The organism is Amycolatopsis sp. WAC 01416 (assembly GCF_003947485.1).
In the GTDB taxonomy this organism is placed as follows: Bacteria; Actinomycetota; Actinomycetes; order Mycobacteriales; family Pseudonocardiaceae; genus Amycolatopsis.
This window is the reverse complement of sequence record NZ_QHHX01000006.1, coordinates 295703-320321: the sequence shown is the minus strand read 5'-3', so window position 1 is coordinate 320321 and position 24619 is coordinate 295703. Positions and strand designations below refer to the sequence as shown.

Genomic DNA, 24619 nt, shown 5'->3' with positions numbered 1-24619 from the left:
TATCCGGTCACCCCCGCGTGACGCGCGAGCGGCGGCCCCGCACGGGGTACTGGCAGGATGGGGCGGCGTGACAGGAAGATCGACAGAGCCCACCTCGCCGAGCCGTCGCACTTTCCTGCGGATGGGAGCGCTGGCCGTGGTGGCCGTGCCGCTGGCCTCCGCCTGCTCCCCCGGCTTCGACGAAACCCCCGATCCGCTTGGCCCGTTGCTGCGTGCGGCGGAGACCGACGCGGCGGGCGCGAAGGCGTTGCCAGGCGCCGAGGGCGAAGCGGTCGCGACGGCGCGGGCCGCGCACGCGACGGCGCTCAAGACCGAGGTGGACCGGCTCAACCGGCCGAAACCGGAGCAGCAGGGCCCGGCGGAGAACCCGCCGTCGTCGGTGGACGGGCTCAAGGAACGGCTCGCCCAGGCCCGCAAAGAGGCGGAAGGCCTCGTGCCTTCACTGCCGCGCTACCGCGCCGGAATGGTCGCCTCGATCGCGGCGGGCTGCGCGGCGCTGCAACAGAGCGCGGACAAACTCGGCCGAGGCGACGACGCCGGAGCCGTCGAGGTGCCTGCCGGAGTCCAGCTCGGCGGGGAGACGACGGAAGCCGTCCAGCAGGCGCTGGCCGCCGAACACGCGGCGGTCTGGGTGTACGGGCTGGTCAGCGCGTACCTGCCGGCCGCCTTCACCGGCGCGGTGAGCCGCGGCACGGCCGAGCACGTCAAGCGGCGGAACGTCTGCGAGCGGATGCTTTCCGCGGCCGGGCAGACCCCCACCGGACCCGAGGCCGCGTACGTGCCGCCGAGGCCGGTGACCGAGGCGAACTCGGCGATGGAACTGGTGGCGACGGCCGAATCGGACGCGGCGGCGGCCTGGCTCGGCGTGATCGACCGGACTGACGACGCGGCTCTGCGGACGACGGCGCTGAACGCGCTGATCGGCTCGGCGCGGCGAGGGACCGCTTGGCGGGCCGAGTTCGGTGCGAAGCCGGTGGCGATCGCGATGCCGGGCCAGTCGGCTTAACGGCCTTCGCGCCGCTTCGGCCCCCATCGCGCGCGCTATGAAGGACTCCTTCATTGCAAATTTTGCTATGAAGGAGTCCTTCATGGCGTTCGTGCGGGCGTGACGGGACCGGTCAGCGGCGCAAGTCACCCGAGAGCCGCAGGGCGTCGGTCGCGATCCGCTCCAGCATCGCCTTGTCGGTCTGCTTGTTGTAGAAACCGGCCAGCACGATGGCCACCTCGGGTCCGGTGACGTGGGAGTCGTAGGCCGCGTCCTGTCCGGAGATCTTCGGGGCGCCCTGTGCCTTGAAGGTGCCGTCGCGCACCAGGTCGGACACGTTGCCCGTGCCGTCCTTGTCGGTGAGCGCCTTGAGCTGGGTCGCGGTGACCTCGCCGGGCATGGTGACGAGGACGACCGACACCAGCGCCTTCTTCCCGCCGGTCTCCGTTGTGTAGAGCGCCCGCGACAGCCGCTTGCACGGCGTCTGCGTGAAGAACCCCTTGGTGTCGCCGTAGGCCTTGCTCGCGCAGTCGGTGGTGACCTGCGGGCCTTCGACCAGCGTGTACTGGAACTGGCCACTCTTCGTCGGCGTGTCCGCGACCGGGGTCGGCTCGGGCTCGTGCCGGATCAGCCACCAGAGCAGCGCGGAAACGACCGCGATGGCGACCAGCCCGGCGCCTTTCAGCGCCAGGCCCTTGGTGTCCCTCGACGGCGACGGCGCGGACGGCGGCCCGCCCGGCCCTGCCGGTCGCACCGGCTGAAGCCGGGCCGTTTCCGTCGGTCCCGGGGTAAATTGCGCACCAACCACGGGAACATACGGTAGTTCACGCCGCTCCGGCGGTTCACCTGAACGTGCTTATCACCCGTTCGACGTCGTCAGCCGTGTTGTAGAGATGGAACCCGAAACGCTGCCTTCCGGCCCGGGTACCGGCCACGATGCCCGCTTCCTTCACCCGGGCGGCGTCGGCGTCGAGCGAGACGATCGCGCTCCCCTGACCGGGTGAGCCGAGCGCTTCGAGGAGTGAGTCGGCGAGGCCGACGCAGTGCGCACGGACGGCCTCGAGGTCGAGGGAGCCGAGGTAGTCCAGGGAAACGGCGGCGCCGACGAACGAGAGCCAGGCCGGGGACAGGTCGAGCGACCGGGTGCCCTCCGCGAGCCGCAGCGGGAGGCCGTAGACGGTCTGCCAGCGGTCCTCCCCCGCGTACCAGTTCGCGGCGACCGGCACGGCCCGCTCCAGCACCCGCGGATGCGCGGCCAGCCACGCCGCCCCGCGCGGCGCGAGCAGCCACTTGTACCCCGCGGCGACCACCCAGTCGGCCCAGCCGAGGTCGAGCGGCTGCCAGCCGGCGGCCTGGGTGGCGTCGAGCAGGACCGCCGCACCCGCCGCCTCGGCCGCGGCGCGAAGCGCGCCGAGATCGATCCGGGCGCCGTCCGCCGACTGGACGACGCTGACCGCGACGAGGTCGTGCCCCTCGACGCGTTCGGTCAGCTCGGTCAACGGCACTTCGGTGACCTTCACCCCGCGGTGCGCCTGAGCCGCGAACGGGAAGGTGACGCTCGTGAAGTCGTTCCCGGCGACCAGCACACTGGCGCCGTCGGGCAATCCGGCCGCCACGTTCGCGATCAGCTGCGAAACCGACGCCCCGATCGCGACCCGCTCCGCCGGAACCCCGATCAGCGCGCCGAACCCGGCCCGGGTCCGCGCGACGGGCTCGTCGAAGTCCGCCGGGCGGGCCTCGCCGCGCCGCCACCGCTCGACCGCCTCGGCCACCGGCTCGACGGCGTGCGACGGCGGGATGCCGATACTGGGCGTGTTCAGATAACCGGGCGGGACGGCGAATTCGGCTCCGAAGGTCTGCATGCTCCCGAGATTAATGAGATTCCGGGAGCAGGGCCGCGACGTCGCCGTAGGACGGCGGGGTCAGCGGGAGTTCGCCGCCGTCGCGGATGGCCGTCACCGTGCGCAGTGTGGCGGCCAGCGCCATCCGGTACGGCAGCGATCCGAGGCTGATCCGTGCGACGCCGAGTTCCGCCGCTCCCGCGACGGTGACCTTGCCGGGGACGAACAGCAGGTTCAGCGGTTTCGCGACGGCCTTCACCAACCGCTCGACGTCCGCGGGTTCGGCGAGCCCCGGCGCGAACACTCCGTCGGCTCCAGCGTCCACATAGGACCGGCAACGTTCGATCGCGGTGCCGATGTCGGGCTCCCCCAGCCAATGCGTGTCCGTCCGCGCGTTGACGAAGAGATCCGGAGCGTGCTCCTTCGCAGCCGCGATCTTGGCCGCGTGCCGCGCAGGGTCGCCGAGGGCGTCTTCGAGGTTGATGCCCGCGACACCGGCTTCGGCGGGTTCCGCGGCCAGCGCGCCGACCTCGCCCGGGTCGTCGCTGAACCCGTCCGCGAGGTCGACGCTGATCAGCACGTCGAGCTCGGCGAGCCGCCGCGCGAGCCGGACGGTGGCGTCCTTGGAGGACGGTGCGCCGTCCGGCTCGCCCTCGGCGGCGGAGACCCCGAGGCTGGTCGTGCCGAGCGCCGGGAAGCCTTGCGCGGCCAAGAAAGCGGCCGTACCGAACTCCCAGACGTTCGGCAGGAGCAGCGGGGATCCGGGGACGTGGAGTGCGGCGAATGCGGTCATGGCACGACGGTAGCGAGCGGACGCTTCGGCGGCGGCCGACGTGTCCGGCCTGCCGCGCGGGAAGTCCGTGAAGGCCTCCTTCCCTACTTTGAGGGTAGGGAAGGAGGCCTTCACGGACCTGCGCTACGGCGCGGCGAGCCGGCCCGTCAGACCCGTTCCAGGAAAGGCGTCAGCAGGTCCGGCACGGACTCCTCGGCGAACAGCAGCCCCTGCTCCTCCCCTGCGTCGTACACCGCGTACGCCCCGCCTCCGGCGGCCGTGGTCGCCACGACGGTCAGCAAACCCTTGCGCCGCTGGAAGATCGACTGTTTCACCGTCCACCCGATCACGCCTTCGCGTTCCAGGGCGAATGTGCTCCGCCGCACCGTCCCGTGCCGTCCGACGAGGTAACGCCCGGTGATCCCGTGTCCGAGGTTGCGGTAGGCGTCCAGCGCCAGCAGCACCGAAACCGGCAGCAGCACGACACCGAGCGCGGCGCCGATCACCAGCAGGACGTCGGTCAGCAGGAGGCCGAGGATCGCGAAGATCGCCAGCAGGGCCACCACCGAACCGATCCACCAGCGCAGCAGCCGTCCCCGCGCGGCGCGCGGATGTCCGGTGAGCCGGACGGCTTCGGTCGGCGAGACGGGTTCACGCAGCACCGTCGCGGCGACCCGGTTGGCGATCGCGACGGGCGCGGCCGGCAGAAGCGTGTGGTAGTCGGTCTTGTCCTTGTCGTCGCTCTGCCGCATGCCGGTGGCGATCGCGTCGACACGCGCCGCGCCGGAGATCCGGTTCCCGAGCGGCTCGACGAGGTCGATGCCGCGCATCCGGCGTTCCTCGATCGAGATCGAGCGCGTGGTGAACAGCCCGCGGCGTACCCGCAGTGTGCCGCCGGATTCGCGGTCGAGCCGGTAGTTCCACCACATTTCGATCCACAGGCCCAGCGCGCCGAGCACGCCGACGACCATCGCGATCGCCAGCAGGATCAGGATCGCCGCCACCAGCGGAATCCCGCGGAAGAGGCCGATCACCCAGTCGATCAGACCTTTCTGCAGGCCCGCCCATTCGGAGATCTGCATGAGGCCACCACCCGCCGCGAGGCCGAGCGTCGGGGTCAGGAACGACATCGGCGCGTAGCGGATCCAGCCCCGGTCCAGTTCGGCGAGCGGCGCGTCCTCGTCGGTCTCCGTGGTTTCCGCGCGGCGCAGCAGCTCCGCGCGCAGTCGCTCGGCCTCGGCGCGCGAGACGGGGTTGAGCTTGATCCGGCCCTGTCCGCCCGATTCGTGCGAGCCGGTGCCGATGGTCACCACCGCGACGCCGAACAGGCGATGCAGCGGGTTGGCCGTCAGGTCGACGTTGCGGATCCGTTCGCGCTGCAGGGATTTCCTCGAGCGGAAGACCAGGGTGAACGCCGTCTCCAGCCGGTCCGGCGTGAGCCGGTACCGCACTCCTTTCCAATAGAACAGCTCCGCCAGTACGCCGCCGCCGATGACGACCACTCCGCCGGCGACGACCCAGGCGAGGGCGACCCAGAGCCTCGCGCCGCCGCCCACGATCGCGAGCGTGGTCGGGATCGCGGCACCGACGGCCACGCCTGCCATCATCAGCGCGGTGACGGCGAGCGTGCGTTTGTCGAGTGTGCTCCAGCCCTCGAACTCGCCCGAGGTCATGTCGCGTCCCCCGGCGTCGCCTGCGTCGTTTCGGTGAGCTGCTCCGCCAGGCTCGCGGCCAGCTCGTGGTCGAGCCCGCGGATCTTGACCGCGCCCCGCGCCGAGGCCGTGGTGACCGTGACGGTCGCGAGCTTGAACACCTGCTGTAACGGCCCGCGCAGGGTGTCCACGGTCTGGATCCGCGACATCGGCGCGACCCGCCACTCCTGCCAGAAGAACCCGGAGCGCGCGTACACCGCCGTCTCCGTGACTTCCCAGCGATGCACCTTGAACCACCACAGCGGCATCGCGATCACCCAGACCAGCCCCAGCGCCGCGAACACCGCCGCCGGTGTCAGCAGCCAGAACCGCGCGGGCGTGATGAGCAGCCCGAGCACCACCAGTACCACCACCGGCGTACCCCAGAAAAGCGTTCCCTGCAGCCGCCACCAGCCGACGACCCGCTGATCCAGCGCGTTCCGCGGCGGCCTCAACCGCACCTTCCCCCGTTCGGCTTCCACCGAGTTCACCCCCGAGATCGTTTACAATGCGATCGCATCGTAATAGCATGCGACCGTAGTGGCAATGCGATCGCATTGCAAACAGCGGAACGGATGGTGAAGGTGCCGAAGCAGGTGGATCACGCCGCGCGGCGGGCGGAGATCGCCGAGGCGCTGACACGGCTGACGGCCACACGAGGCCTCGAGGGAGTCAGCCTCCGGCACGTCGCCGCCGAAGCGGGCATGTCGATGGGCTTGGTGCAGCACTATTTCAGGACCAAGGACGAGATGCTGCTGTTCGCCGTCGAACGCCGCTCACAGGTGTACGAAGCGCGCATCAAAGCCCAGCTGGAAGCCGGCGAACTGCCGTCGACGCCGAAGGCCATCATCCGCGCGATCCTGACCGAGATCCTGCCGCTCGACGAGCGCAGGCGCGGCGACTGGCTGATGGGCGTCGCGTTCTTCATCCGGGCGATCTCGGATCCCGCCTTCGCGGCCGCGTTCACCGACGGCGTCCCCCAGCTGTTCGACCTGCTCGCCCTCCTGATCCGGCAGGGACAGGACGCGGGCGAGGTCGACAAGTCCGCCGACCCGATGCACGAGTCCGCGATCCTCTGGGCGCTCGCCGATTCGCAGGGCACCAACATCGTGATGAAGCACCGCACCCCGGACGAGGCGCTGTCCACTGTGGACTACTACCTCGACCGGCTGTTCGGTTCTGCTCCCGATGCCGGTCAGGCGGTGAGCTGACCGTCGTAGCTCTTGCGCGCGTCGAGCACTTCGCCCATGTGGACGCGGGCCCACTTGTCGAGCATGTCGAGCGGTTCGGCGAGGTTGCGCCCGAGCTCGGTCAGCTCGTACTCGACGTGCGGAGGGATCTCCGGGTACGCGGTGCGCGTCAGGATGCCGTCGCGGACGAGGCTGCGCAGCGTCTGGGTGAGGACCTTCTGCGAGATGCCGCGCACGCGTTTGCCGATCTCGGTGAACCGGAGCGGGCCGTCACCGAGCACGCCGACGATCAGCACGGTCCACTGATCGCCGATGCGGTCGAGCAGCGCGCGGGTGGGACAGTCGGGGTCGTACGGGTTTCCGAGCACGTGACCTCCTCACTCTCCCCGGGAGAGTAACATGCCTAACGAGAGGGAGCGGGCTGCATCAGCGCCTCGAACAGCAGGATCAGATGACGGCGGCCGCGTTCCCACCGCGCCTCCAGTTCGGTCTGGTCGCGGGTCGCCCAGCTGGCGATGAGGATGCCGCGGACGACGTCCATCGCCGTGTACACCGCGTGCAGGAACTCCGGATGCGCCGCGTGGTCCGGCAGCAGCGCCTTGCCGAACTCGACCAGGCTGCTGGTCGCGATCGGCTCGACCACGGCCATCTGGGCGCGCAGTTCCGCGTCGGTCCGCGACGCCACCCACAGCTCCACGGTCGCCGAGAAGACCGGCCCCTGATGCATCTCCCACATCAGCTGCAACGCGTCGCCGACCGGGTCGGACGACGCCTTGAGCCGGTCGATCTCCGCCATCGCGACCTCGGTGCGCCTGGCCGCGAGATGCCGGATCGCGGAGGTGACGAGGTCGGTCTTGGTCGGGAAGTGATGCACCTGCGCGCCGCGGGTCACCCCGGCGCGATCGGCGACGCGGGTGGTCGTGGTGCCCGCGTAGCCGTACTCGACGAGGCAGTCGATCGTGGCGTCGAGCAGCCTGACGCGCATCGCGGCGCTGCGTTCCTCCTGCGTGCGTCGTGGTGCGGCCATGCGCCTACTTTATGGTGCGCCGCGCGAGGCGCGCGCCACGAGGCTCTCGACCATGCGCCCGAGGAAGTGGCCGAGGAAGCGGCGATAGAACCAGCCGGTGCCGGGGATCTTCGCGGTGAACGTGGAATGCCAGTGGACGTCGGTGCCGTTCCGCTCGGCGGTGAGGTCGACGTAGGCGCGGTAATCGCGCAGCGGGAGCCCCTTCTTGAGGGTGTAGCCGAAGCGCTTGCCTGGTTCGAGCGCGATGATCTCTTCACAGCTGTTGACGCCGTTGGTGCTGAAGACGCCGACGGCGCCGAGACCGTTCTCATCACCCTTTTCGAGCAGCTGGAACGAGCCCATGGGTGACCAGTCGGGCCAGCGCTCGCGGTCTACGAGGAGGGCGTAGACCGCTTCGGGACTCGCGCTCGTGTGGCCGTGGACGGATATGCGCTGGATTTTCGCCATACGTGCTCCTTGACTCGCGCAAGCAGGTGACTAATTGCGGCCGACGACCGGCACCGACAGTGAAGTCCCGCCCAGCTCGAAGGTCACCTTGGCACCGGTCGCGGGCAGCGCGGGGTCGAACATGTCCCCGTCGGTCCCGCCCAGTACGAGCGCGAGCCGATGCCCCGCCGGGACGACGTGGTCGAGGCTGCTCAGCCGGAACGTCATCGTGTACGCCTTACCCGGTACGAGCGGTTCGCCCCGCCACAGTGACCGGTGGTGGCCGAGGTCGGCCCAGCCGGTGGCCACGATCCATTTGTCCACAGTGGTCAGGTCCGCGACGGTGTCGAGGAAGCACCCCGTGTCCGCGGTGGTGCCCGCGCCCCAGCAGGAGCGGGTCTCCGAGTTCTCGATGCCCAGCGCGGGGAACTTCGTGTCGCGCACGGTCGCGGGACCGTAGTCGACCAGCACCGCGCCGAGCCGCGCGCCCGGCTTGTCCGAACGGGCGGTCACCGTCACGGTGGCGGTCCCGGCGATCCGCGTGTCGGTGCGCGCCGGCTCACCGGTGAAGGCCAGCCGGTCCGGACGCGCTTGCGACGGGGTCTCGACCCACTGCGACGCCCCGCGCGCCGGGTCGTCGGTCACCGAAGCCGCACCACCACTTCCCGGGCGGCTCGTCAGCCCGCCCGACACCGAAGGCCACAACTCGCGCGACTTCGTGGCGAGCGGCCAGCGGCGTTCGTCGGTCCAGCGGTCCGGCGTGTGCTCGATCCGGATCGCGGGTTCGGTCTCGACGCCGTTGCGGACGCCGAGCAGCCACCGGTCGAACCAGCGGTGCAGTGTCCGCACGAACAGCGATCGGTCGAGGTCGAACGGGTCGACGTGCGCCGCCTGGTGCAGCCACGCCTTACGCGGCACGCCATGCGCGTTCAGGGCCTCCCACCATGGCCCGAACTGGATCGGGTTGACGTTGACGTCGTGGAAGCCCATCGACGCGAAAACGCTTGCGCGCATGTTGCCGGTCTTCGCCACGTAGTCGAGGCCGCGCCAGTATTCGTTGAAGTTCCCGTCGGTCCCCGCGCGCCGCGCGTTGTCCTCCTCGAACGGACGGCACAGCTTCTCGGCGCGTTCGTTGTACAGGCCGGGGCCGCCGGCCCAGCCGAAGTAGGCGCCATGGGAGTTGTGGACCTCGTAGTAGGAACTGACCCCGGCGATCGGCACGATGGTCTTCAGGCCCTCGATCCCGGACGCGGCCATCCCGATCGCCGTGGCCCCGTCCTGCGACTTCCCGATCGCGCCGACCGACCCGTTCGCCCAGCCCGCGCGGACCCGCTCGGGCCCGAACGGCGTGCGGAACGCGTTCGCGCGCCCGTTGAGCCAGTTCACGACGCCGTTGCCGGACGCGACGTCGTCGAAGCACCCGGAGGAGCGATTGGTGCCCCCGACGTCGACCAGCACGACGGCGTACCCGCGCGGGACGAAGTAGTTGTCGTAGAAGAGCGGGAACTGCGACGGCGTGCCATAGGGCAGGTACGTCTTCGGCTGGCGCTCGTTGCCGCGCCCGATCTTTTCGAAGTACGGGCTGACGTCCATGATCACCGGAACGCGGTGCCCGCGCGCGGCCGGTTCGGCCGGACGGATGATGTCCGCGGCGACTCGGTCGACCTGGCCGTCGCGGTCGAGGTCCTGGCCGGTCTCCACCCAGGCGGTCTCCCGGATGGCCTTCTCGTAGGAGAACACCGGCTCACTGACGCCGTCGCGCAGGACGAACGCGGGCGTCGCGATCGCGGGTGCGGCGGTGAGCAGCAGCATCGCCACGACGGTGGCGGTCACACTCTTGAGCCCCATCGACCGAGTATCGCTTACAAAACCCGAACATCGTCCCCACAATTCTCGTATCCGGCCGCGCGACGCTCTTCGCATGCTGAAACACACCATCGCCGTCTGCCTGACCGCGGCCGGTCTCACTGCCCTCGCCCCCGCCGCCTCGGCACAGGCCCCGATCACCCTGAGCCCCGAGGAGTCGCAGCAACTGTGCGCCGAATGGCTGCCCAAGCTCACCCAGCGCACCGCGAAGCTCACCGAACGCATCAACGGCGGCCCCGAGATCCGCGGGTCCGTGGCGAATCTCAAGGCCAGGGCCGAGAACCAGCGCAAGAAGGGCCACAACGACACCGCCGACAGGCTCCAGAAGCGGGCCGACACCCGCGGCGGACGGCTTCCCGAACTCGCCGCGGCGAAGCAGAAGCTGGACGCGTTCACGGGCGCGCACTGCAAGGCGGGCAAGTGAAGCGGCTCCTTGCCGCGTCCCTCACCGCGTTCGCGCTGTTCGGCGCGGCCGCCTGCACCGAGGGAAAGCCTGCTTCGAGCCCGGCGCCGGGTGAGCTGAGCGACGTCCAGCGGACCCTCGACGCGATCGAGCAGGACATGGCAGGCGACCCCGCCCCGTGACAGGATCGGCCGGTGACGACGCAACCGGGACGCGGGCTGGTACTGGTCGTCGAGGACGACCCCGCGATCGCCGAACTCGCTTCGCTGTACTTGCGGCGGGACGGGTTCGGCGTCCACGTGGAGGCGGACGGCGGCGCCGCACTGGCCACGATCCGGCGGCTGCGGCCGGTCGCGATCGTCCTCGACATCGGACTGTCCGGAATGGACGGTATCGAGATCTGCCGGACCCTGCGCGCGGACGGCGACTGGACGCCGGTGCTGTTCGTGACGGCCCGCGACGACGAACTGGATCGCTTGCTGGGCCTGGAGATCGGCGCGGACGACTACCTGACGAAACCGTTCAGCCCGCGTGAACTCTCGGCCAGGGTCCGGACCGTCCTGCGTCGCGCCGCCGGAGCACCGTCGCCTGCCGAGACCTACACGGCGGGCGGCGTCCGCATCGACGTCACCCAGCGCCGCGTCTGGGCCGCCGACACCGAGATCGCGCTGACGTCGACCGAATTCGAGCTGCTCACCCATCTGGTGCGGCGACCCGGTCAGGTGTTCAGCCGCGAGCAGCTGCTCAGCTCGGTCTGGGGTTACGCGGCGTCGGCGGGCACGCGGACCGTCGACGTCCACATCGCCCAGCTGCGCGGGAAACTGGGTGCCCACAGTCCGATCAGGACGGTCCGTGGCATCGGTTACGCGGCGGACGCCGGATGAAACGGACGTCGCTCGCGTTGCGGATCACCGTGGTGTGCCTCGCGATCGCCGCGGTCGCGGTGGTGGTCGCCGGCCTGGTCGCGGCGCGGCTCGTCCGCACGGCCGGGGTCGAGGTGCTCCGGCAGTCGCTCTCGGCGCAGGCCGATGTGGTCGCGAGCCAGCTCGACGAGACCGGGATCGGCAATCGGCTCGCCGTCGGCAAGGTCGCGGAAGTCGTTCGCGGGCAAGGGATCGACGTCGTCGTCCGCCGCCCGAACGGGACGCTCGGCGGTGCCGGGACGGTCGCGGCGATCGCCGCTTCGAAAGCGGGATTGACGCGCGCCGGTTCGGACACGGTGCTCGTCGAAGGACGGCAGTACCTCGTCGAAGTCCGCACCGTGGGCGCGAAGGGCGCCGCGTTCGCGCTCGTCCAATCGACGAAGATCGGCGAGGCGCGCGGACAGCTGCTGGTGCGCAACATCGTGCTCGCGCTCGGCGCCGGGCTGGCGGTCGTCGCGGTCGCGGGGCTGGTGCTGAGCCGGATGCTGTCGCGGCCGCTGCGCCGGGCCGCGTCGGTGGCGAACGGGATGCGGTCCGGACGCCGTGACCTGCGCGTCCCGGTCGAAGGCCCGACCGAGGTCGCGGACGTGGCGCGATCGGTCAACGAACTGGCCGACGCCCTGCAGTACAGCGAGGCGCGGCAACGCGAGTTCCTGCTTTCGGTTTCGCACGAACTGCGGACGCCACTGACCGCGGTCACCGGATTCGCCGAGGCGATCGGCGACGGCGTGGCCGAAGGCGAGGACGCGCGCCGCGCCGGGCAGACCATCCATCGCGAGGCCGTCCGGCTGGAACGCCTGGTCAGCGACCTGCTGGAGCTGGCGAGGCTCGGCGCCGACGAGTTCCGCCTCGACCCGGTCCGGCTCGATCTCGCCGCGCTGGTCGACGAATGCGCCGACGTCTGGCGGCTGCGGTGCGAAGGGCAGGATGTCACGCTGCTGGTCGAACGGCCTGCCGGTGAGGTCCAGGTCATCGCCGATCCGCGACGGCTTCGCCAGGTCGTCGACGGGCTGGCCGAGAACGCGCTGCGCGTGACCCCGGCGGGCGCGCCGATCGTGTTCTCCCTGGTGACCGCCGAGGGGCAGGCCTGGCTGGCGGTGCGCGACGGCGGCCCCGGGCTGGCGCCGGAGGACTATCCGGTCGCGTTCGACCGCGGCGTGCTGAACCGGCGGTACCGCGACAGCCGTCCGGTCGGTTCGGGGATCGGGCTCGCGCTGGCGTACGGCCTGGTCACCCGGATGGGCGGAACGCTGACGGCGGGTCCGGCGCCGGAAGGCGGAGCCGCGTTCACCGTGGCCCTGCGGCTAGGCCGTGCCCGGTGAGACCGCGAGCGGGCTCACCGGGCACGGCCTAGGGTGAACGAGTGGAGATGTTGCACCTGCGGTACTTCGTGGCCGTCGCCGAGGAACTGAACTTCTCCCAGGCGGCCCGCAGACTGCATATGGCCGCCTCCCCGCTGAGCCAGCGCATCAAGGATCTCGAACACGAACTCGGCCACCGGCTGTTCGACCGCAGCACGCATCACGTCACGCTCACCGCGGCGGGCTCCGCGCTGCTGCCCATCGCGCGGGACGTCCTCGAACAGGTCAACGCGATCCCCTGGCGACTGCGGGAAGCGGTGAAACCCCGGCGGAGCACCGTGTTCATCGGCATGCCCGCCGGTGTGCACCCCGCCTTGCGCGAACGCGTCAAACAGCTCGAAGAGCGCAGCCACGACAGCTTCGAACTCAAACGCTGGCCGGGGACGACACCCGATCTGGTCGCCGCGGTGCACGAGGGCAAACTGGCGTTGTCGCTGGTCCGGATGCCGGTCACCGATCCCGCGCTGGAGATCGTCCCGGTGCAGGTGGAGCGGCTCGGCGCCGTCGTCCCGGCGGACCGGTTCGCCGGGCGGGAGACCATCACCATCGCCGAATTGAGTGATCTGTCCTACATCCCGTCCGCCTCGGAAAGCATTCCGGCCTATTCGGACGATATGGACCACACGTTGTCGAAGGCGGGCATCAAGAAAAGGCTCAAAGTCGGCGGAACCGAATATTCGGGCATTTCCGAATTGGTGGCGAACGGTTCCTCGTTCTCGATCACGATGCTCGACCCGGCCAGCCCGATGCATCTGTTCCTTGTCGACGGCGCCACCATCCTCCCGTTCTCGGATTTCCGCCCCCGGCTGGAGACCGCGTTGGTGTGGCGCCGCGACCGCGCCGCGGAGGGCGACCTCGCCGGACTGGTCGAGGCGGCCCGCGAGATCTTCGCCGAACCGCTTTCGACCTGACGCCGGCCGCGTCCGGAACCTCTGCGAGAGCCGGCCACACCCTGAGTGTCCACAAAGGACACTTTCGCGCGATAGGATGTCTGGTCGATGCCTATATGCGCGGTTTCGCATGGAGGTCGTGAGCCCGGCCAATTCGAGCAAAGAATGGTATGACCACCATGGTCATACCATTCTTCGTTTCTTGATCATTCCCTTTCCCGCTATTCGCGCCTAACTTCGGTTGTAGAGCGAACAACGGCGAAGGGAAGCAAAGTGACACAAACCGCTACCGGACCGCTGGACGGTGTTCGCGTGATCGACCTCTCGACGGTGGTCATGGGCCCGTACGCCGCGCAGATCCTCGGCGACCTCGGTGCCGACGTGATCAAGATCGAGTCCCCGGCCGACACCGTCCGGGTCGGCAAGTTCCGCACGACACCGGGGATGACGCCGCTCAACCTGAACGTGAACCGCAACAAGCGCAGCGTCGCCCTCAACCTGAAGGACGAGGAGCAGCGCGAGCAGGCGCTCAAGCTGATCGACACCGCCGACGTACTGATCACCAACATGCGTCCCGGCGCGCTGAGCAGGCTCGGCATGAACTACGCCGACGTCGCCGCGCGCAACCCCGGCCTGGTCTACGCCCACGCGCAGGGCTTCCGCAGCGACTCCGACCGCGCGGGCCACGCCGCCTACGACGAGACCGTGCAGGCGTCGTCCGGCCTGGTCGACGTCGCGAACCGCGCACTGGGCAGGCCGGTGTACCTGCCGACGATCATCGGCGACAAGGTGTCCTCCCTGACCATCGCGTACACCGTGCTCGCCGCGCTGGTGCACCGCGACCGGACCGGCGAGGGCCAGCGCGTCGAGATCCCGATGACCGACACGCTGATCGCGTTCAACCTGGTCGAGCACCTGGCCGGGCACGTTTTCGAGCCCGCGGAGAGCCCGACCGGCTTCGGCCCGTCGCTGAACCCCGGTCACCAGGCCGTGCACACCAAGGACGGGATGGCCTGCGTGATCCCCTACAACCCGCAGAACTTCCGCGACTTCTTCCACGCGGCCGGGCGGCCGGAACTGGCCGAGGATCCCCGGGTCAACGGGGACGCCATCGACGGCACAGACCACGAAGCGCTGGCCGGGATGATCGCGGAATGCGCCCCGGCGCTGACCACCGAACAGTGGACCGAGGTCTGCGCGAAGCACAGCATCCCGATGGCCCCGGTCCTGGAACTGGACACCGCGCAGGACGACGACTACGTCCGCGACGGTCACCTGCTCGACGTCGTCGAGCACCCGAGCGAGGGCGCGATCCGCACCATCGGCATCCCGGTGAAGTTCTCCGCCACGCCGGGTTCCGTGCGGCGCCTGGCTCCCCTGCCGGGTCAGGACACCGAAGACGTCCTGCGTGAACTCGCCACCACTCGCTGAGGAAGAACCATGAGCACCAACGAAGTACGGACCGAAAGGGTCGGCGGCACGCTGCTGATCACGATCGACCGGCCGCAAGCCCGCAACGCGGTGAACGCCGCCGTCGCCGCCGGTCTGGCCGAAGCACTCGACCTCCTGGAAACCGATCCCGGCCTGCGGGCCGGAGTCCTGACCGGCGCGGACGGCTCGTTCAGTGCCGGTATGGACCTCAAGGCGGCGCTGAAAGGCGAGTCGCCCGAGGTCCCCGGCCGCGGGTTCGGCGGGCTGACCGAGGCCGAGCTGTCGAAGCCGCTGATCGCGGCGGTCGAAGGCTGGGCGATGGGCGGCGGGTTCGAGCTGGCACTGGGCTGCGACCTGATCGTCGCCGCCGAAGACGCCAAGTTCGGGCTGCCCGAGGTGAAACGTGGGCTGATCGCCGCCGGAGGTGGCGTGATCCGGTTGCCGAAGCGGATCCCGCACCACCTGGCGATGGAGTTCCTGCTCACCGGCGAGCCGATCGGCGCCGAACGCGCCGGAAGCCTCGGACTGGTGAACCGGGTCGTCCCGAGCGGTGAGGCGGCCGCTGTCGCGCTGCAACTGGCCGAACAAGTCGCCGCCAATGCTCCCCTGGCGCTGGCCCTGGTCAAGAAGATCGTCCGCGCCGCCGACGGAGTCCCCGACGCGCAAGCGTTTGCCACCCAGCGCGCGGAGCTCCCGGCGTTGATGAAGTCGGCCGACGTCCGCGAGGGCATGCGGGCCTTCGCCGAACGCCGCGCTCCACAGTGGACAGGTGAGTGAGATGAAGCAGCAAGAAGTCCTCCGGCATGTGACCACTCCGCTCACGAACCCGGCGTACGCGCCCGTGGTGCCCCGGTTCACGAATCGCGAATACCTGAACATCGTCTACCGCACCGACGCCGACGCCCTGCGCGCCGCCGTGCCGGAGCCGTTGGAGATCGACGAGCCGCTGGTGCGGTTCGAGGTGATGAAGATGGGCGACGTCAGCGGCTACGGGCCCTACACCGAGTCCGGACAGGCGATCCCGGTGAGCTTCGAGGGTGAGCGTGGCGAGTACCTGCACGCGATGTACCTCGACAACTTCCCGGCCACCGCGTCCGGCCGGGAGATCAGCGCCTACCCGAAGACCATCGGATCGCCGAGCTTGTTCGCCGAGAACGGCGCGCTCGTCGGAACGCTCGACTACGGCAGCCAGCGCGTCGCGACCGCGACCATGGGCTACAAGCACCACCGGCTGGACGTGGCCGAGGCCGAAGCGCAGATCACCGTGCCGACGTTCATGCTCAAGACCATCCCGGACTACGACGGTTCGCCCCGGGTCTTCGAACTGGTCCGCACCGAGATCACCGACGTGGTGGTCAAGGAGGCGTGGACCGGGCCGGCGCGGTTGCAACTGTTCCAGCACGTGCTGGCCCCGCTCGCCGATCTCCCGGTGCTGGAGGTCGTTTCGGCGAGCCACATCCTCACCGACCTGACGCTCGCCCCGGTCAAGCCGGTCTTCGACTACTTGAAGGGAGCACGGTCATGACTTTCCGGAACGCCGCGGTGATCGGCGCGGGCACCATCGGCCTGTCGTGGACGGCGTTGTTCGCCGCGCACGACATGGAGGTCCTGGTCTCGGACCCGCGGCCGGATCTCGCCGACGTCGTCGCCGGCGCACTGGAGACGTTCGCCCCGCATCTCGGCCGGGATGCCGCGGAACTCGCCCCACGCGTCCGCCTCGCCGCTGATGTCTCCGAAGCCGTCCGGAACGCGGATGTCGTGCAGGAGAACGGACCCGAGAACGTCGAGTTCAAGAAGGAACTGTTCGCGACCTTGGTCCGCGAAACACCGTCTCACGCGCTGCTTCTCAGCTCGTCGTCCGCGATCCCCTCGACTGCTTTCGCTTCGGAGCTGGAGGACGCGTCGCGAGTCCTGATCGGACACCCGTTCAACCCGCCGCACCTGATCCCGCTGGTAGAGGTCGTACCCGGTGAGCGCACCAGCGCCGAGTCGGTGGACCGCGCCGTCGAGTTCTACCGGTTCGTCGGCCGCACCCCGGTGGTGGAGCGCAAGGAGATCCCCGGCTTCGTCGGCAACCGGCTGCAGAACGCGCTGAGCCGCGAGGCGATCTACCTGGTGGAACAGGGCGTCGTGTCACCGTCCGAACTGGACGCGGTGATGACGAACTCGCTCGGCATCCGCTGGTCCACCGTCGGGCCGTTCCTCGGCTCGCATCTGGGCGGCGGCCCCGGCGGCTACCGGCACATGGCCGAGCACATCGGTAAGTCGATGAAGAAGATGTGGGCGGGCCTCGGTCAGCCCTCGCAGAGCCCCGAAGAACAGGAACGGCTCATCGAAGCCGTGGAATCCGCTTACGGCTCCTCCACGTACTCGGAACTCGCCGAGGCGCGCGACCGCAAGCAGCTCGCGGTGCTGTCCGCTTTGGACAGTGCCGTCAGTACCCGCAAGGAGGAGAACTGAAAATGACCGCCGACTTCTACGACTACGAGGACCTGCTGCCGGAGGAGGAGCGTAAGCTGCTGCTCAAGACGCGTGACTTCATGCGCGCCGAGGTCAAGCCGCTGGTGAACGAGTACTGGGCCAAGGGCGAGTTCCCGCACGAGCTCGTCGGCAAGTTCCGCGAGCTCGGTGTCGCCGGGCTGCCCTACGAGGGCTACGGCGAACACCTTCCGGCCACCAGCCACCTGCTCAGCGGCATGATGGCGATGGAGATGACCCGCACGGACCCGTCGGTGGCCACCTTCTTCGGCGTCCACAACGGACTCGCGATGTACAGCATCTACTCGGGCGGCGACCAGGAACAGCGCGACCGCTGGCTCCCGTCGATGGCGGCGATGGACAAGATCGGCGCCTTCGCGATGACCGAGCCGCTCGGCGGATCCGACGTCGCGGGCGGCATGCGGACGACGGCACGCCGTGAGGGCGACACCTGGATCCTCAACGGTGCCAAGAAGTGGATCGGCAACGCGACCTTCGCCGACCTGGTCATCGTGTGGGCCCGCGACGAGGAAGACAACCACGTCAAGGGTTTCGTCGTCGAAAAGGACTCGCCCGGATTCGTCCCGGTCAAGATCGAGAACAAGTTCGCCTTCCGGATCGTGGAGAACGCGGAGATCACCCTGACCGACGTCCGGGTGCCGGAGGCCAACCGGCTGCAGGGCATCGATTCTTTCCGCGACGTCGCCGAAATCCTGCGCGCGACCCGTGGCGGCGTGGCCTGGCAGGCGCTGGGCGTGATGATCGGCGCCTACGAACTCGCGCTGGACTACGCCAAGGAGCGCGAGCAGTTCGGCCGTCCGATCGCGCGGTTCCAGCTGGTGCAGGACCTGCTCGTGAAGAGCCTCGGCAACATCACCGCTTCGTGGGGCATGCTGGTGCAGCTCGCCCGCTTGCAGGACGCCGGAATCTTCAAGGACGAGCACTCGTCGCTGGCGAAGGCGTTCGTGACCTCGCGGATGCGGGAGGTCGTCGCCTGGGGCCGGGAGATCTTCGGCGGCAACGGGATCGTGCTGGACAACGACATCATGCGGTTCTTCACCGACGCCGAGGCGATCTACTCGTTCGAAGGCACCCGGGAGATGAACACGCTGATCGTCGGAAAGGCCATCACCGGCCAGAGCGCTTTCGTGTGACCTGACCGCCTGTCCGTGAAGGCCTCCTTGAGGGACCCAGAGTCCCTCAAGGAGGCCTTCACGGACTTGCTAGCGGTATTTGTCACCGCAGGTGCTTTGGCTTCCGGAGGAAAAGCCGTCACGGAAGGCGGCGACCCTGGCGAAGCCCGCCGGAAGCGTCCGGCCCCGGACGTCCGCGGCGATCAGGCTGTTCCGCGTCAGCATCTCGGCGATGGCCTCGTCGAGGTCGCCCGGTGCCAACGTGAGCGCCCCGCCGTCCACGATGGTCGACGCCCAGAAGCCGGTGAGACAGGCCGTCCGCTGCGCGGCCACCGGACCGTCGAGCCGGAAGCCGCCCTCCTGCTGGACCGCGAGCGTGTAGCGCGACGCGACCTCCGCGAACGCGGCGAAGTCACCGATGCCGCCCTGCCGTCCCCTGCGCGGCGGGGTGCCGATCCGGACCAGGCCGTCGAGGTCGAGGTTGATCTGGTTGGACTCCGAGCAGTACGACGCGAGCGCGTCCTCCGCCGTCACACCGCAGGCCGCTCCGGTGGTGAGTGTCGGCGGGGCGGCCGCGAGGCGGAACGCCTGCCGCAAACTGGTGGTGAGGTCGGCCAAGGCCTGACGGTCGTCGAGACGGACGTTCTCCGCCGCCCGCTCGTTCGTCGCGGCCGCGCCTTGTGTGCTCCGGCCTTCGATCTCGCGCTCGTCGATCTTGGCGCACCGGGCGGGCCCGTCGGTGAAGCCGAACTGGAACGCGGACACCCGATCGAACGCGTTGCCGTGCGCGCCGTCGTCGTCGAAAGCCACGCCGGCGGAGTCACGGATCTGGAACAGCGCCGTGAGCACCTCGTTGAGCCCGCGGCCGGTGGAGACCTGGAACATCGGCGACTTGCCCTCGGCGACCCAACGAAGATACGAGCCGGTGTAACAATCGGCCTGCTGCTCCTTGACGATCGACGGCGTAGCGGCAGGCAGCCCCAGCCGGAACTGCACGGCGTGGCCGATCTCGTGGGCGAGCACGGCCATGACCGCCGCCTGCCCGATGGAGTCGTTGAGCATCGGCAGCAACTCCCCGCGGTCCCACGCGACGACGTCCTGCCCGGCACAGTAGAAGGCGTTCACCAACCCGGCCGTCGAGGTGCCGCAGATCTTCCGGCCGCGACCGGCCGAGTCGTACGAGACGAGGGTGGCCAGCGGCCGGAAGTCGCGCTTGAACACCGCGGGCAGATACTCCCGCCAGTACCGCTGGACGTCGGCGACCGCGTTGGCCGCGAGCCTGTCGATCTCCCCGCCGTCACCACCGTCGACGGGGAGACCGGCGTCGAGCACGCCGGGCTTGAGACCGCTGGGGCCGTCGGTGATCTCGAGACCGGCGACCAGGGTGGGGTCCACCGGTTGCGCCACTCCGCCCACGGTCGCCGTGCAAGCGGTGAGGCAGAGGCTCAGCAGAATCGTCCAGGCAGGCCGACACTTCATCGCACGATCCCCCGTCTCGCGTGGTTTCCGACGTCGTCTACACGGACAGCGGTTCGGTGCGGTTCAAAAGAATCTTGAGGTGGGTTCCGGGGCGGCCGGTCGGGTGACCTTCGCGGTGGCCTTCGCAAGTAGGCGACTACTTGCTTCTTCGGCCTGCGCTCGTTCACCGTCCTTTGAACAAGACATGCACTCAAATCACCCGTCAGTGGTAAATATGCTCGCTCATTGTTGCTTAAAATTACGAACGCCTGTTCGATTGTTTTGCGGTATTCTTGAGGGGTGTCCGAGACCTTCCTTCCCGAGTTGCCGCAAGAACTGTGGCGCGCCGGCAAGCTGGAGCTTGCCCACGGCGTGCAACAGTCGTTGCAGGTGATCAGGATGGCCGCCGCCGGACTGGGGCAGTTCTTGGCGGAGATCGAGTCTCGTGGCGTCAAAGACTTGTATGGCTATGGCCGCACGGCGAACTGGTTCGCCGATATAGCGGGATTGTCGGTCGGTGAGGCGCGTGCGGTGGTGAACCGGGCCGTCGCCCTGAACCCCACGCGTGCTTTGGACGGCACCGAAGTTCCTGCTGTCGCGCCCGCCACCGCCGCGGTGGCCGCGGAGGGTTTGGTCGGGGATGAGCGGATCGACCAGATCCTGGAAATCTTGAAGAAGCTCCCGGCCGAGACCTCTGCTGAGGATCGGGCGAGTGCGGAGAAGATCCTCGCCAACCTCGCCCGCGACGCGGGTCCCCGGCAGCTGGTGGACGCCGAGGCGAACCTGCTCGCGTGGCTCGACCCCGACGGCAATGAGCCAAAGGATCCCGAACCCGCTCCGCCGCGCCGGGAAATCACCTTGGAACGCCGCAAAGACGGTTACTGGAAGCTGACCGGTCTTCTCGATGACGAGACCGGTGCCCGCACCGCTGCAGCTTTGGAGGCGCATGCGCAACCACGCCCGGTGGACGAGTTCGGCCAAGCCGACCTGCGAATGAAATGCGAACGCATGGGCGACGCCTGGGTCGACATCCTCGACCTCGCGATCGCCTGCCCCGACCAGCCCGGCACCAACGGCTACCGCACCCTGCTGCACGTCACCATCGGACTCGACGCACTCAAAACCGGCCTCGGCACCGCCTGCCTGGACTTCGTCGGGACGATGACCGCCCGCGAAGCACGCCTCGCCGCCTGCGACTGCTTGATGCTCCCGATCGTCATGAACGCCGCCGGAGAACCCCTCGACGTGGGACGGCTGCGACGGTTCGTCACCCCCGGCCAACGCCGTGCGTTGAACATCCGCGACGGTGGCTGCGCGTTCCCCGGCTGTCACCGGAAGCCCAAGAATTGCCACGCCCACCACATTCACCACTGGGCAGACGGAGGCCCCACCGACCTCCGGAACCTCGTGCTGCTGTGCGGGTTTCATCATCGGTTGATTCATCACGGTGATTGGGAAGTCCGGATGGCCGCCGACGGGATACCCGAGTTCATCCCACCCCAATACCGAGATCCGCACCGAAAACCCCGGCGCAACACCCTCCACCACGCCCACGTCTGACCCGAGGAGCCCGCCAGCCACACCGGCGACGGGCCCCTCGCCATGCCCGCACCTCGGACAAGCTCTCGACGGCGACCTGTCGTCGCGCCCAGGCGGTCCCTGACGGCAGGGGCGGTCCACCTAAATCACGAAGCCCATCGAACCGACTTACCGGACACGGGCTAGTCGAGCTGGGCTGCCCGGTGGGCGAGTACAGCGACCTGAACGCATTGGTACACCCGAGTTTGGCGAGGACACGGCTGACGTGGGTCTTCACCGTGGCTTCGCCGAGGTGGAACTCGACGTCTGACCGCTCAGTTCACACAGCCGGCCATCTCGGGCGGCGCGGAAGACTTCGACGAAGACGGAGCGGCGACCGAAGACGTGGCCGCCACCGGCTTGATCCCGATCCCGCCGGTCGGCTCCCCCACCGCGGCGGCGCTCGTCGACGTCAGCGCGGTTTTCACGAACGCCTTCACCTCGGCCGGGTCGACCTTGACCGCGTCGCCGTCGGACGGCGTCGGCAGGGAAAGGCTCTGGACCGGGATGGTCTGGAACTTCAGCGCCCCCGAGCTCATCCCCCGCAGCTGTTGCGCGAAGCCGACCACATCCCAGCCGCGGTCGAGCACGACCGAACCCTGGATCGCGCCGACCAGTGCGCTCAGCCTGGTGGGATCGGTGAACGTCCCGGCGTCGAGGACTGTCTTGGCCATACTCGAAAGGAACGCCTGCTGCCGCGCGATACGGTCCAGGTCGCTGGGCAGCCCGTGCCGCTGCCGGACGAAAGCGAGCGCCTGCGGTCCGGAAAGCAACTGTTTGCCCGCCGGGAACGAAGCCCCGGAGAATTTGTCCTGCACCGGTGCGTTGAGACAGACCTCGACACCGCCGACGGCTTCGCTCAGCGCGGAGAAACCGGCCAGGTTGACCGCCGCGTAGTGGTTGATCGAAAGCCCGGTGAACTGCTCGATCGTCTGGATCGTGAGTTTGGCGCCCGCTTCGTTGGCCTTGACCTCGAGCTGCGGACCGCTCAAACCCTGAGCGCGCAGTGTGTTCATCGCGGCGTTCTTGCCGCGGCTGTACGCCGAGTTGATCTTGTGCTTGCCGAATCCGCCCGCGATGTCCACATAGGAATCGCGCGGGATGGAGATGGCTGTCGCGCCCGCTCCGCCCGCCGGGATGTGGACCACGATCATCGTGTCGGTGGTGTCGCCGCCGTCGTCGTCGCTTCCGGCGTGCAACGCGTCGAGGACGTTCTGCGGCAACGGATTCCCGTTGGAGTCGGTCCGCGAATCGATTCCGACGAGCAGGATGTTCTGCGCCACCTTCAGCGGCTCGCCCGCCGGGCCGTCGGGCACCTGCGCGGAGGGCGCGATCACGTCGGCCGTGACGATCGCGTCGTCCAAACGGCTCAACTGCGTCCACGCGAAACCCGTGACCCCCAGAACGGCCGTCGACACCAGGCCCAGTGCGACACGGCCGCCGATCCGCCGTCCTCGCGACGTGAGCAGCACGACCTTCTCCCCGCTTCCGTGAATGATCCCCCGCGATCGAGGATCACCGCGTTAGCTGGGAATTACCTGAGAAACGTGTCATAAGCAGGTCTTAAAGCCCGTTCGGACCAGCCGAAGTGATCAAGCAGACAACCGGTCGCGACACCGAGTGCCGGACCGACCGCGCAGCGCTTCCCTAGCGGGGCATCCGGCGCCAGATCGCGCGCGGCACCACGCGCATCACCGCGAACACCAGCCTCAGCAGTCCCGGCACCCACACCGTATCCCGGCGCTTCCGGAGCGCGGCGACCGTCGCGTCGGCGACCTGATCGGGGGTGCTCGAGAACGGCGCGGGAGACATGCCCTCGGTCATCCGGCCGATGACGAACCCGGGCCGCACGAGGAGAAGGTGCACGCCGGTGCCGTGCAGGGCGTCGGCCAGCCCGCTCGCGAAACCGTCGAGGCCCGCTTTCGCCGATCCGTAGACGTAGTTCGCCCGCCGGACCCGCACCCCGGCGACCGACGAGAACACCACGAGGCTTCCGTTTCCTTGCTCACGAAGCACATTGGCCACATGAGTCAGCACACTCACGTGAGCCACATAGTCGGTGTGCACGATCGCGACGGCGTGGCCGGCGTCGGCTTCGGCGAGCGCCTGGTCGCCGAGGATCCCGAAGGCGGTGACGACGACATCGAGCGGTCCGTGCTCGGCGACGACCTTCTTGACGAACGGGCCGTGGCCGTCGAGGTCGTCGGCGTCGAACTCGGCGACGTCGACGGTCTCCGCTCCCGCGGCCAGCAGCCGCTCGGACTCCGCACCGAGGTCCCCGCTCCGGCGCGCGGCCAGCACGATCCGGCGCGCCCCGCCCTTGGCGAGCCGCTCCGCGACCGAGAGGCCGATCTCGCTGCGTCCGCCCAGTACCAGCACCGTTCCGCTCACGCGCCGTAGTCTGCCAGGCTGCCCGTCGCCTCCCGGCAGTGGCACGGTTCACGGACTGCAATTTTGCAGTCTCTGCATCTTTAGGCGTATCGTGGTGCCCATGCCCGAACCCGTCAAAGGTCTCCGCGAGCGCAAGCGGCTGGAAACCCACCGCGCGCTGGCGACCACCGCCGTCCGGCTCGTCGCCGAACGTGGTCTGGACCAGGTGACGGTGGAGGACATCAGCGCGGCGGCGGGGGTCTCGCCGCGTACGTTCTTCAACTACTTCGCGTCCAAAGAGGACGCTGTGGTGATCGCCTACGCCGACCACGTCGAACGGTCACAACGCACCATCGAGCGATTCCTCGCCGCACCGAAGGAAGTCCGCACTCCACGCGCCTTCATCGACGCGATCAAAGAGGACTTCACCCTCGTGGAGGAGGACCGCGAAGAATGGCTCGGCCGGATGCGGGCGATCCACGAGAATCCCACGCTGCATTCCCGCGTGGTGGCGATGAACCACCAGACGATCGCGCCGACGATCGAAGCGATCGCGCGCCGCACCGGCACCGATCCCGAGGCCGACCTCTATCCGACACTGCTGCTGACCACGCTCGGCGCCGCGGTCAACGCGACACTGATGCTTTGGTACCAGCGCGACGGGAAGGTCTCCGCGCTCGATCTGCTGGACGAAGCCGTCGAAACACTTCTCGCCGGACTCCCGGAGCCCGGCGGCCGCGCGCGCTGACGCGCCCGGCACCACAGGAACACGAAGGGGGACCACCATGTCCGTATC

The 24619-nt window shown here is 69.0% G+C and carries 26 protein-coding genes; 14 read left to right on the top strand and 12 right to left on the bottom strand.

The window, feature by feature from the left end:
- Window positions 1-67: 67 nt before the first annotated feature.
- Window positions 68-1006 (top strand): ferritin-like domain-containing protein, encoded by a 939-nt coding sequence (locus DL990_RS22285; protein WP_199746535.1) that lies wholly within the window; start codon window positions 68-70, stop codon window positions 1004-1006.
- Between the two features lie 112 nt (window positions 1007-1118).
- Here the strand turns inward: DL990_RS22285 and DL990_RS22280 are convergent, their stop codons facing one another.
- The 5 genes from DL990_RS22280 to DL990_RS22260 form a co-directional block, all read right to left on the bottom strand.
- Complete coding sequence (locus DL990_RS22280; protein WP_125785249.1) at window positions 1119-1739, bottom strand: hypothetical protein; 621 nt, start codon at window positions 1737-1739, stop codon at window positions 1119-1121.
- An 88-nt stretch (window positions 1740-1827) separates the two neighbouring features.
- Complete coding sequence (locus DL990_RS22275; protein WP_125799799.1) at window positions 1828-2847, bottom strand: aminotransferase class V-fold PLP-dependent enzyme; 1020 nt, start codon at window positions 2845-2847, stop codon at window positions 1828-1830.
- 10 nt (window positions 2848-2857) lie between these two features.
- Window positions 2858-3619 carry an isocitrate lyase/phosphoenolpyruvate mutase family protein gene (locus tag DL990_RS22270; protein ID WP_125799798.1) on the bottom strand — a complete coding sequence of 254 codons (762 nt, stop codon included), beginning with the start codon at window positions 3617-3619 and terminating at the stop codon, window positions 2858-2860.
- 146 nt (window positions 3620-3765) lie between these two features.
- Entirely contained in the window at window positions 3766-5271 is a 1506-nt protein-coding gene (locus tag DL990_RS22265; RefSeq protein WP_125785246.1) for a PH domain-containing protein, read from the bottom strand.
- On the bottom strand, window positions 5268-5780 hold the full coding sequence (locus DL990_RS22260) for a PH domain-containing protein (protein ID WP_125785245.1): 513 nt from the start codon (window positions 5778-5780) through the stop codon (window positions 5268-5270). The genes DL990_RS22265 and DL990_RS22260 overlap by 4 nt, the downstream gene beginning before the upstream one ends.
- 84 nt (window positions 5781-5864) lie before the next feature.
- Between DL990_RS22260 and DL990_RS22255 the strand changes: the two genes are divergently transcribed.
- Window positions 5865-6500 carry a TetR/AcrR family transcriptional regulator gene (locus DL990_RS22255; RefSeq protein ID WP_125785244.1) on the top strand — a complete coding sequence of 212 codons (636 nt, stop codon included), beginning with the start codon at window positions 5865-5867 and terminating at the stop codon, window positions 6498-6500.
- On the opposite strand, the gene DL990_RS22250 is transcribed toward DL990_RS22255, so the two are convergent.
- Genes DL990_RS22250 through DL990_RS22235 form a run of 4 tightly spaced genes read right to left on the bottom strand, consistent with a single transcriptional unit; the run spans window position 6485 to window position 9780 of the window.
- A complete protein-coding gene (locus tag DL990_RS22250; RefSeq protein ID WP_005166650.1) occupies window positions 6485-6847 on the bottom strand; it encodes a helix-turn-helix domain-containing protein in 363 nt (120 codons plus the stop codon). The genes DL990_RS22255 and DL990_RS22250 overlap by 16 nt on opposite strands.
- A 35-nt stretch (window positions 6848-6882) precedes the next feature.
- Window positions 6883-7464 (bottom strand): TetR/AcrR family transcriptional regulator, encoded by a 582-nt coding sequence (locus DL990_RS22245; protein ID WP_125785503.1) that lies wholly within the window; start codon window positions 7462-7464, stop codon window positions 6883-6885.
- A 51-nt stretch (window positions 7465-7515) separates the two neighbouring features.
- Complete coding sequence (locus tag DL990_RS22240; protein ID WP_125785243.1) at window positions 7516-7953, bottom strand: SRPBCC family protein; 438 nt, start codon at window positions 7951-7953, stop codon at window positions 7516-7518.
- Between the two features lie 30 nt (window positions 7954-7983).
- Window positions 7984-9780, bottom strand: a complete 1797-nt coding sequence (locus DL990_RS22235; RefSeq protein ID WP_125799797.1) for a CocE/NonD family hydrolase — start codon at window positions 9778-9780, stop codon at window positions 7984-7986.
- Window positions 9781-9853: 73 nt separating this feature from the next.
- Here DL990_RS22235 and DL990_RS22230 point away from each other — a divergent pair, with 73 nt between their 5' ends.
- The 10 genes from DL990_RS22230 (at window position 9854) to DL990_RS22190 (ending at window position 18438) form a co-directional block, all read left to right on the top strand.
- Window positions 9854-10222: a hypothetical protein gene (locus tag DL990_RS22230; protein ID WP_125785241.1), complete on the top strand. Its 369-nt coding sequence runs from the start codon at window positions 9854-9856 to the stop codon at window positions 10220-10222.
- Window positions 10219-10383, top strand: a complete 165-nt coding sequence (locus tag DL990_RS41505) for a hypothetical protein (protein ID WP_199746534.1) — start codon at window positions 10219-10221, stop codon at window positions 10381-10383. Before DL990_RS22230 ends, DL990_RS41505 begins: the two co-directional genes overlap by 4 nt.
- A 12-nt stretch (window positions 10384-10395) precedes the next feature.
- On the top strand, window positions 10396-11085 hold the full coding sequence (locus DL990_RS22225) for a response regulator transcription factor (RefSeq protein ID WP_125799796.1): 690 nt from the start codon (window positions 10396-10398) through the stop codon (window positions 11083-11085).
- The gene (locus DL990_RS22220) at window positions 11082-12446 is read left to right on the top strand and encodes a cell wall metabolism sensor histidine kinase WalK (RefSeq protein WP_125799795.1); all 1365 of its coding nucleotides are present in this window, start codon (window positions 11082-11084) and stop codon (window positions 12444-12446) included. Before DL990_RS22225 ends, DL990_RS22220 begins: the two co-directional genes overlap by 4 nt.
- A gap of 41 nt (window positions 12447-12487) precedes the next feature.
- Window positions 12488-13396 (top strand): LysR family transcriptional regulator, encoded by a 909-nt coding sequence (locus DL990_RS22215; protein WP_125785238.1) that lies wholly within the window; start codon window positions 12488-12490, stop codon window positions 13394-13396.
- A 252-nt stretch (window positions 13397-13648) separates the two neighbouring features.
- On the top strand, window positions 13649-14806 hold the full coding sequence (locus DL990_RS22210) for a CaiB/BaiF CoA-transferase family protein (protein ID WP_125785237.1): 1158 nt from the start codon (window positions 13649-13651) through the stop codon (window positions 14804-14806).
- 9 nt (window positions 14807-14815) lie between these two features.
- Window positions 14816-15583, top strand: a complete 768-nt coding sequence (locus DL990_RS22205; protein WP_125799794.1) for a crotonase/enoyl-CoA hydratase family protein — start codon at window positions 14816-14818, stop codon at window positions 15581-15583.
- A gap of 1 nt (window position 15584) precedes the next feature.
- Complete coding sequence (locus DL990_RS22200) at window positions 15585-16331, top strand: acetoacetate decarboxylase (protein WP_125799793.1); 747 nt, start codon at window positions 15585-15587, stop codon at window positions 16329-16331.
- Window positions 16328-17266: a 3-hydroxyacyl-CoA dehydrogenase NAD-binding domain-containing protein gene (locus tag DL990_RS22195; RefSeq protein ID WP_125785234.1), complete on the top strand. Its 939-nt coding sequence runs from the start codon at window positions 16328-16330 to the stop codon at window positions 17264-17266. The genes DL990_RS22200 and DL990_RS22195 overlap by 4 nt, the downstream gene beginning before the upstream one ends.
- A gap of 2 nt (window positions 17267-17268) precedes the next feature.
- Entirely contained in the window at window positions 17269-18438 is a 1170-nt protein-coding gene (locus DL990_RS22190) for an acyl-CoA dehydrogenase family protein (protein WP_125785233.1), read from the top strand.
- Window positions 18439-18507: 69 nt separating this feature from the next.
- Here the strand turns inward: DL990_RS22190 and DL990_RS22185 are convergent, their stop codons facing one another.
- Window positions 18508-19824, bottom strand: a complete 1317-nt coding sequence (locus tag DL990_RS22185; RefSeq protein ID WP_233620541.1) for a neutral zinc metallopeptidase — start codon at window positions 19822-19824, stop codon at window positions 18508-18510.
- Between the two features lie 351 nt (window positions 19825-20175).
- On the opposite strand from DL990_RS22185, the gene DL990_RS22180 reads away from it, so the two are divergent.
- Window positions 20176-21435 carry an HNH endonuclease signature motif containing protein gene (locus tag DL990_RS22180; RefSeq protein ID WP_125799792.1) on the top strand — a complete coding sequence of 420 codons (1260 nt, stop codon included), beginning with the start codon at window positions 20176-20178 and terminating at the stop codon, window positions 21433-21435.
- A 293-nt stretch (window positions 21436-21728) separates the two neighbouring features.
- Here the strand turns inward: DL990_RS22180 and DL990_RS22170 are convergent, their stop codons facing one another.
- Window positions 21729-22925: an LCP family protein gene (locus tag DL990_RS22170; RefSeq protein ID WP_125799791.1), complete on the bottom strand. Its 1197-nt coding sequence runs from the start codon at window positions 22923-22925 to the stop codon at window positions 21729-21731.
- 175 nt (window positions 22926-23100) lie between these two features.
- Window positions 23101-23844, bottom strand: coding sequence for an SDR family NAD(P)-dependent oxidoreductase (locus DL990_RS22165; RefSeq protein WP_125799790.1), 744 nt, complete (start codon window positions 23842-23844; stop codon window positions 23101-23103).
- Between the two features lie 100 nt (window positions 23845-23944).
- Here DL990_RS22165 and DL990_RS22160 point away from each other — a divergent pair, with 100 nt between their 5' ends.
- Window positions 23945-24571, top strand: a complete 627-nt coding sequence (locus tag DL990_RS22160) for a TetR/AcrR family transcriptional regulator (RefSeq protein WP_125789464.1) — start codon at window positions 23945-23947, stop codon at window positions 24569-24571.
- The last annotated feature ends 48 nt before the right edge of the window (window positions 24572-24619 follow it).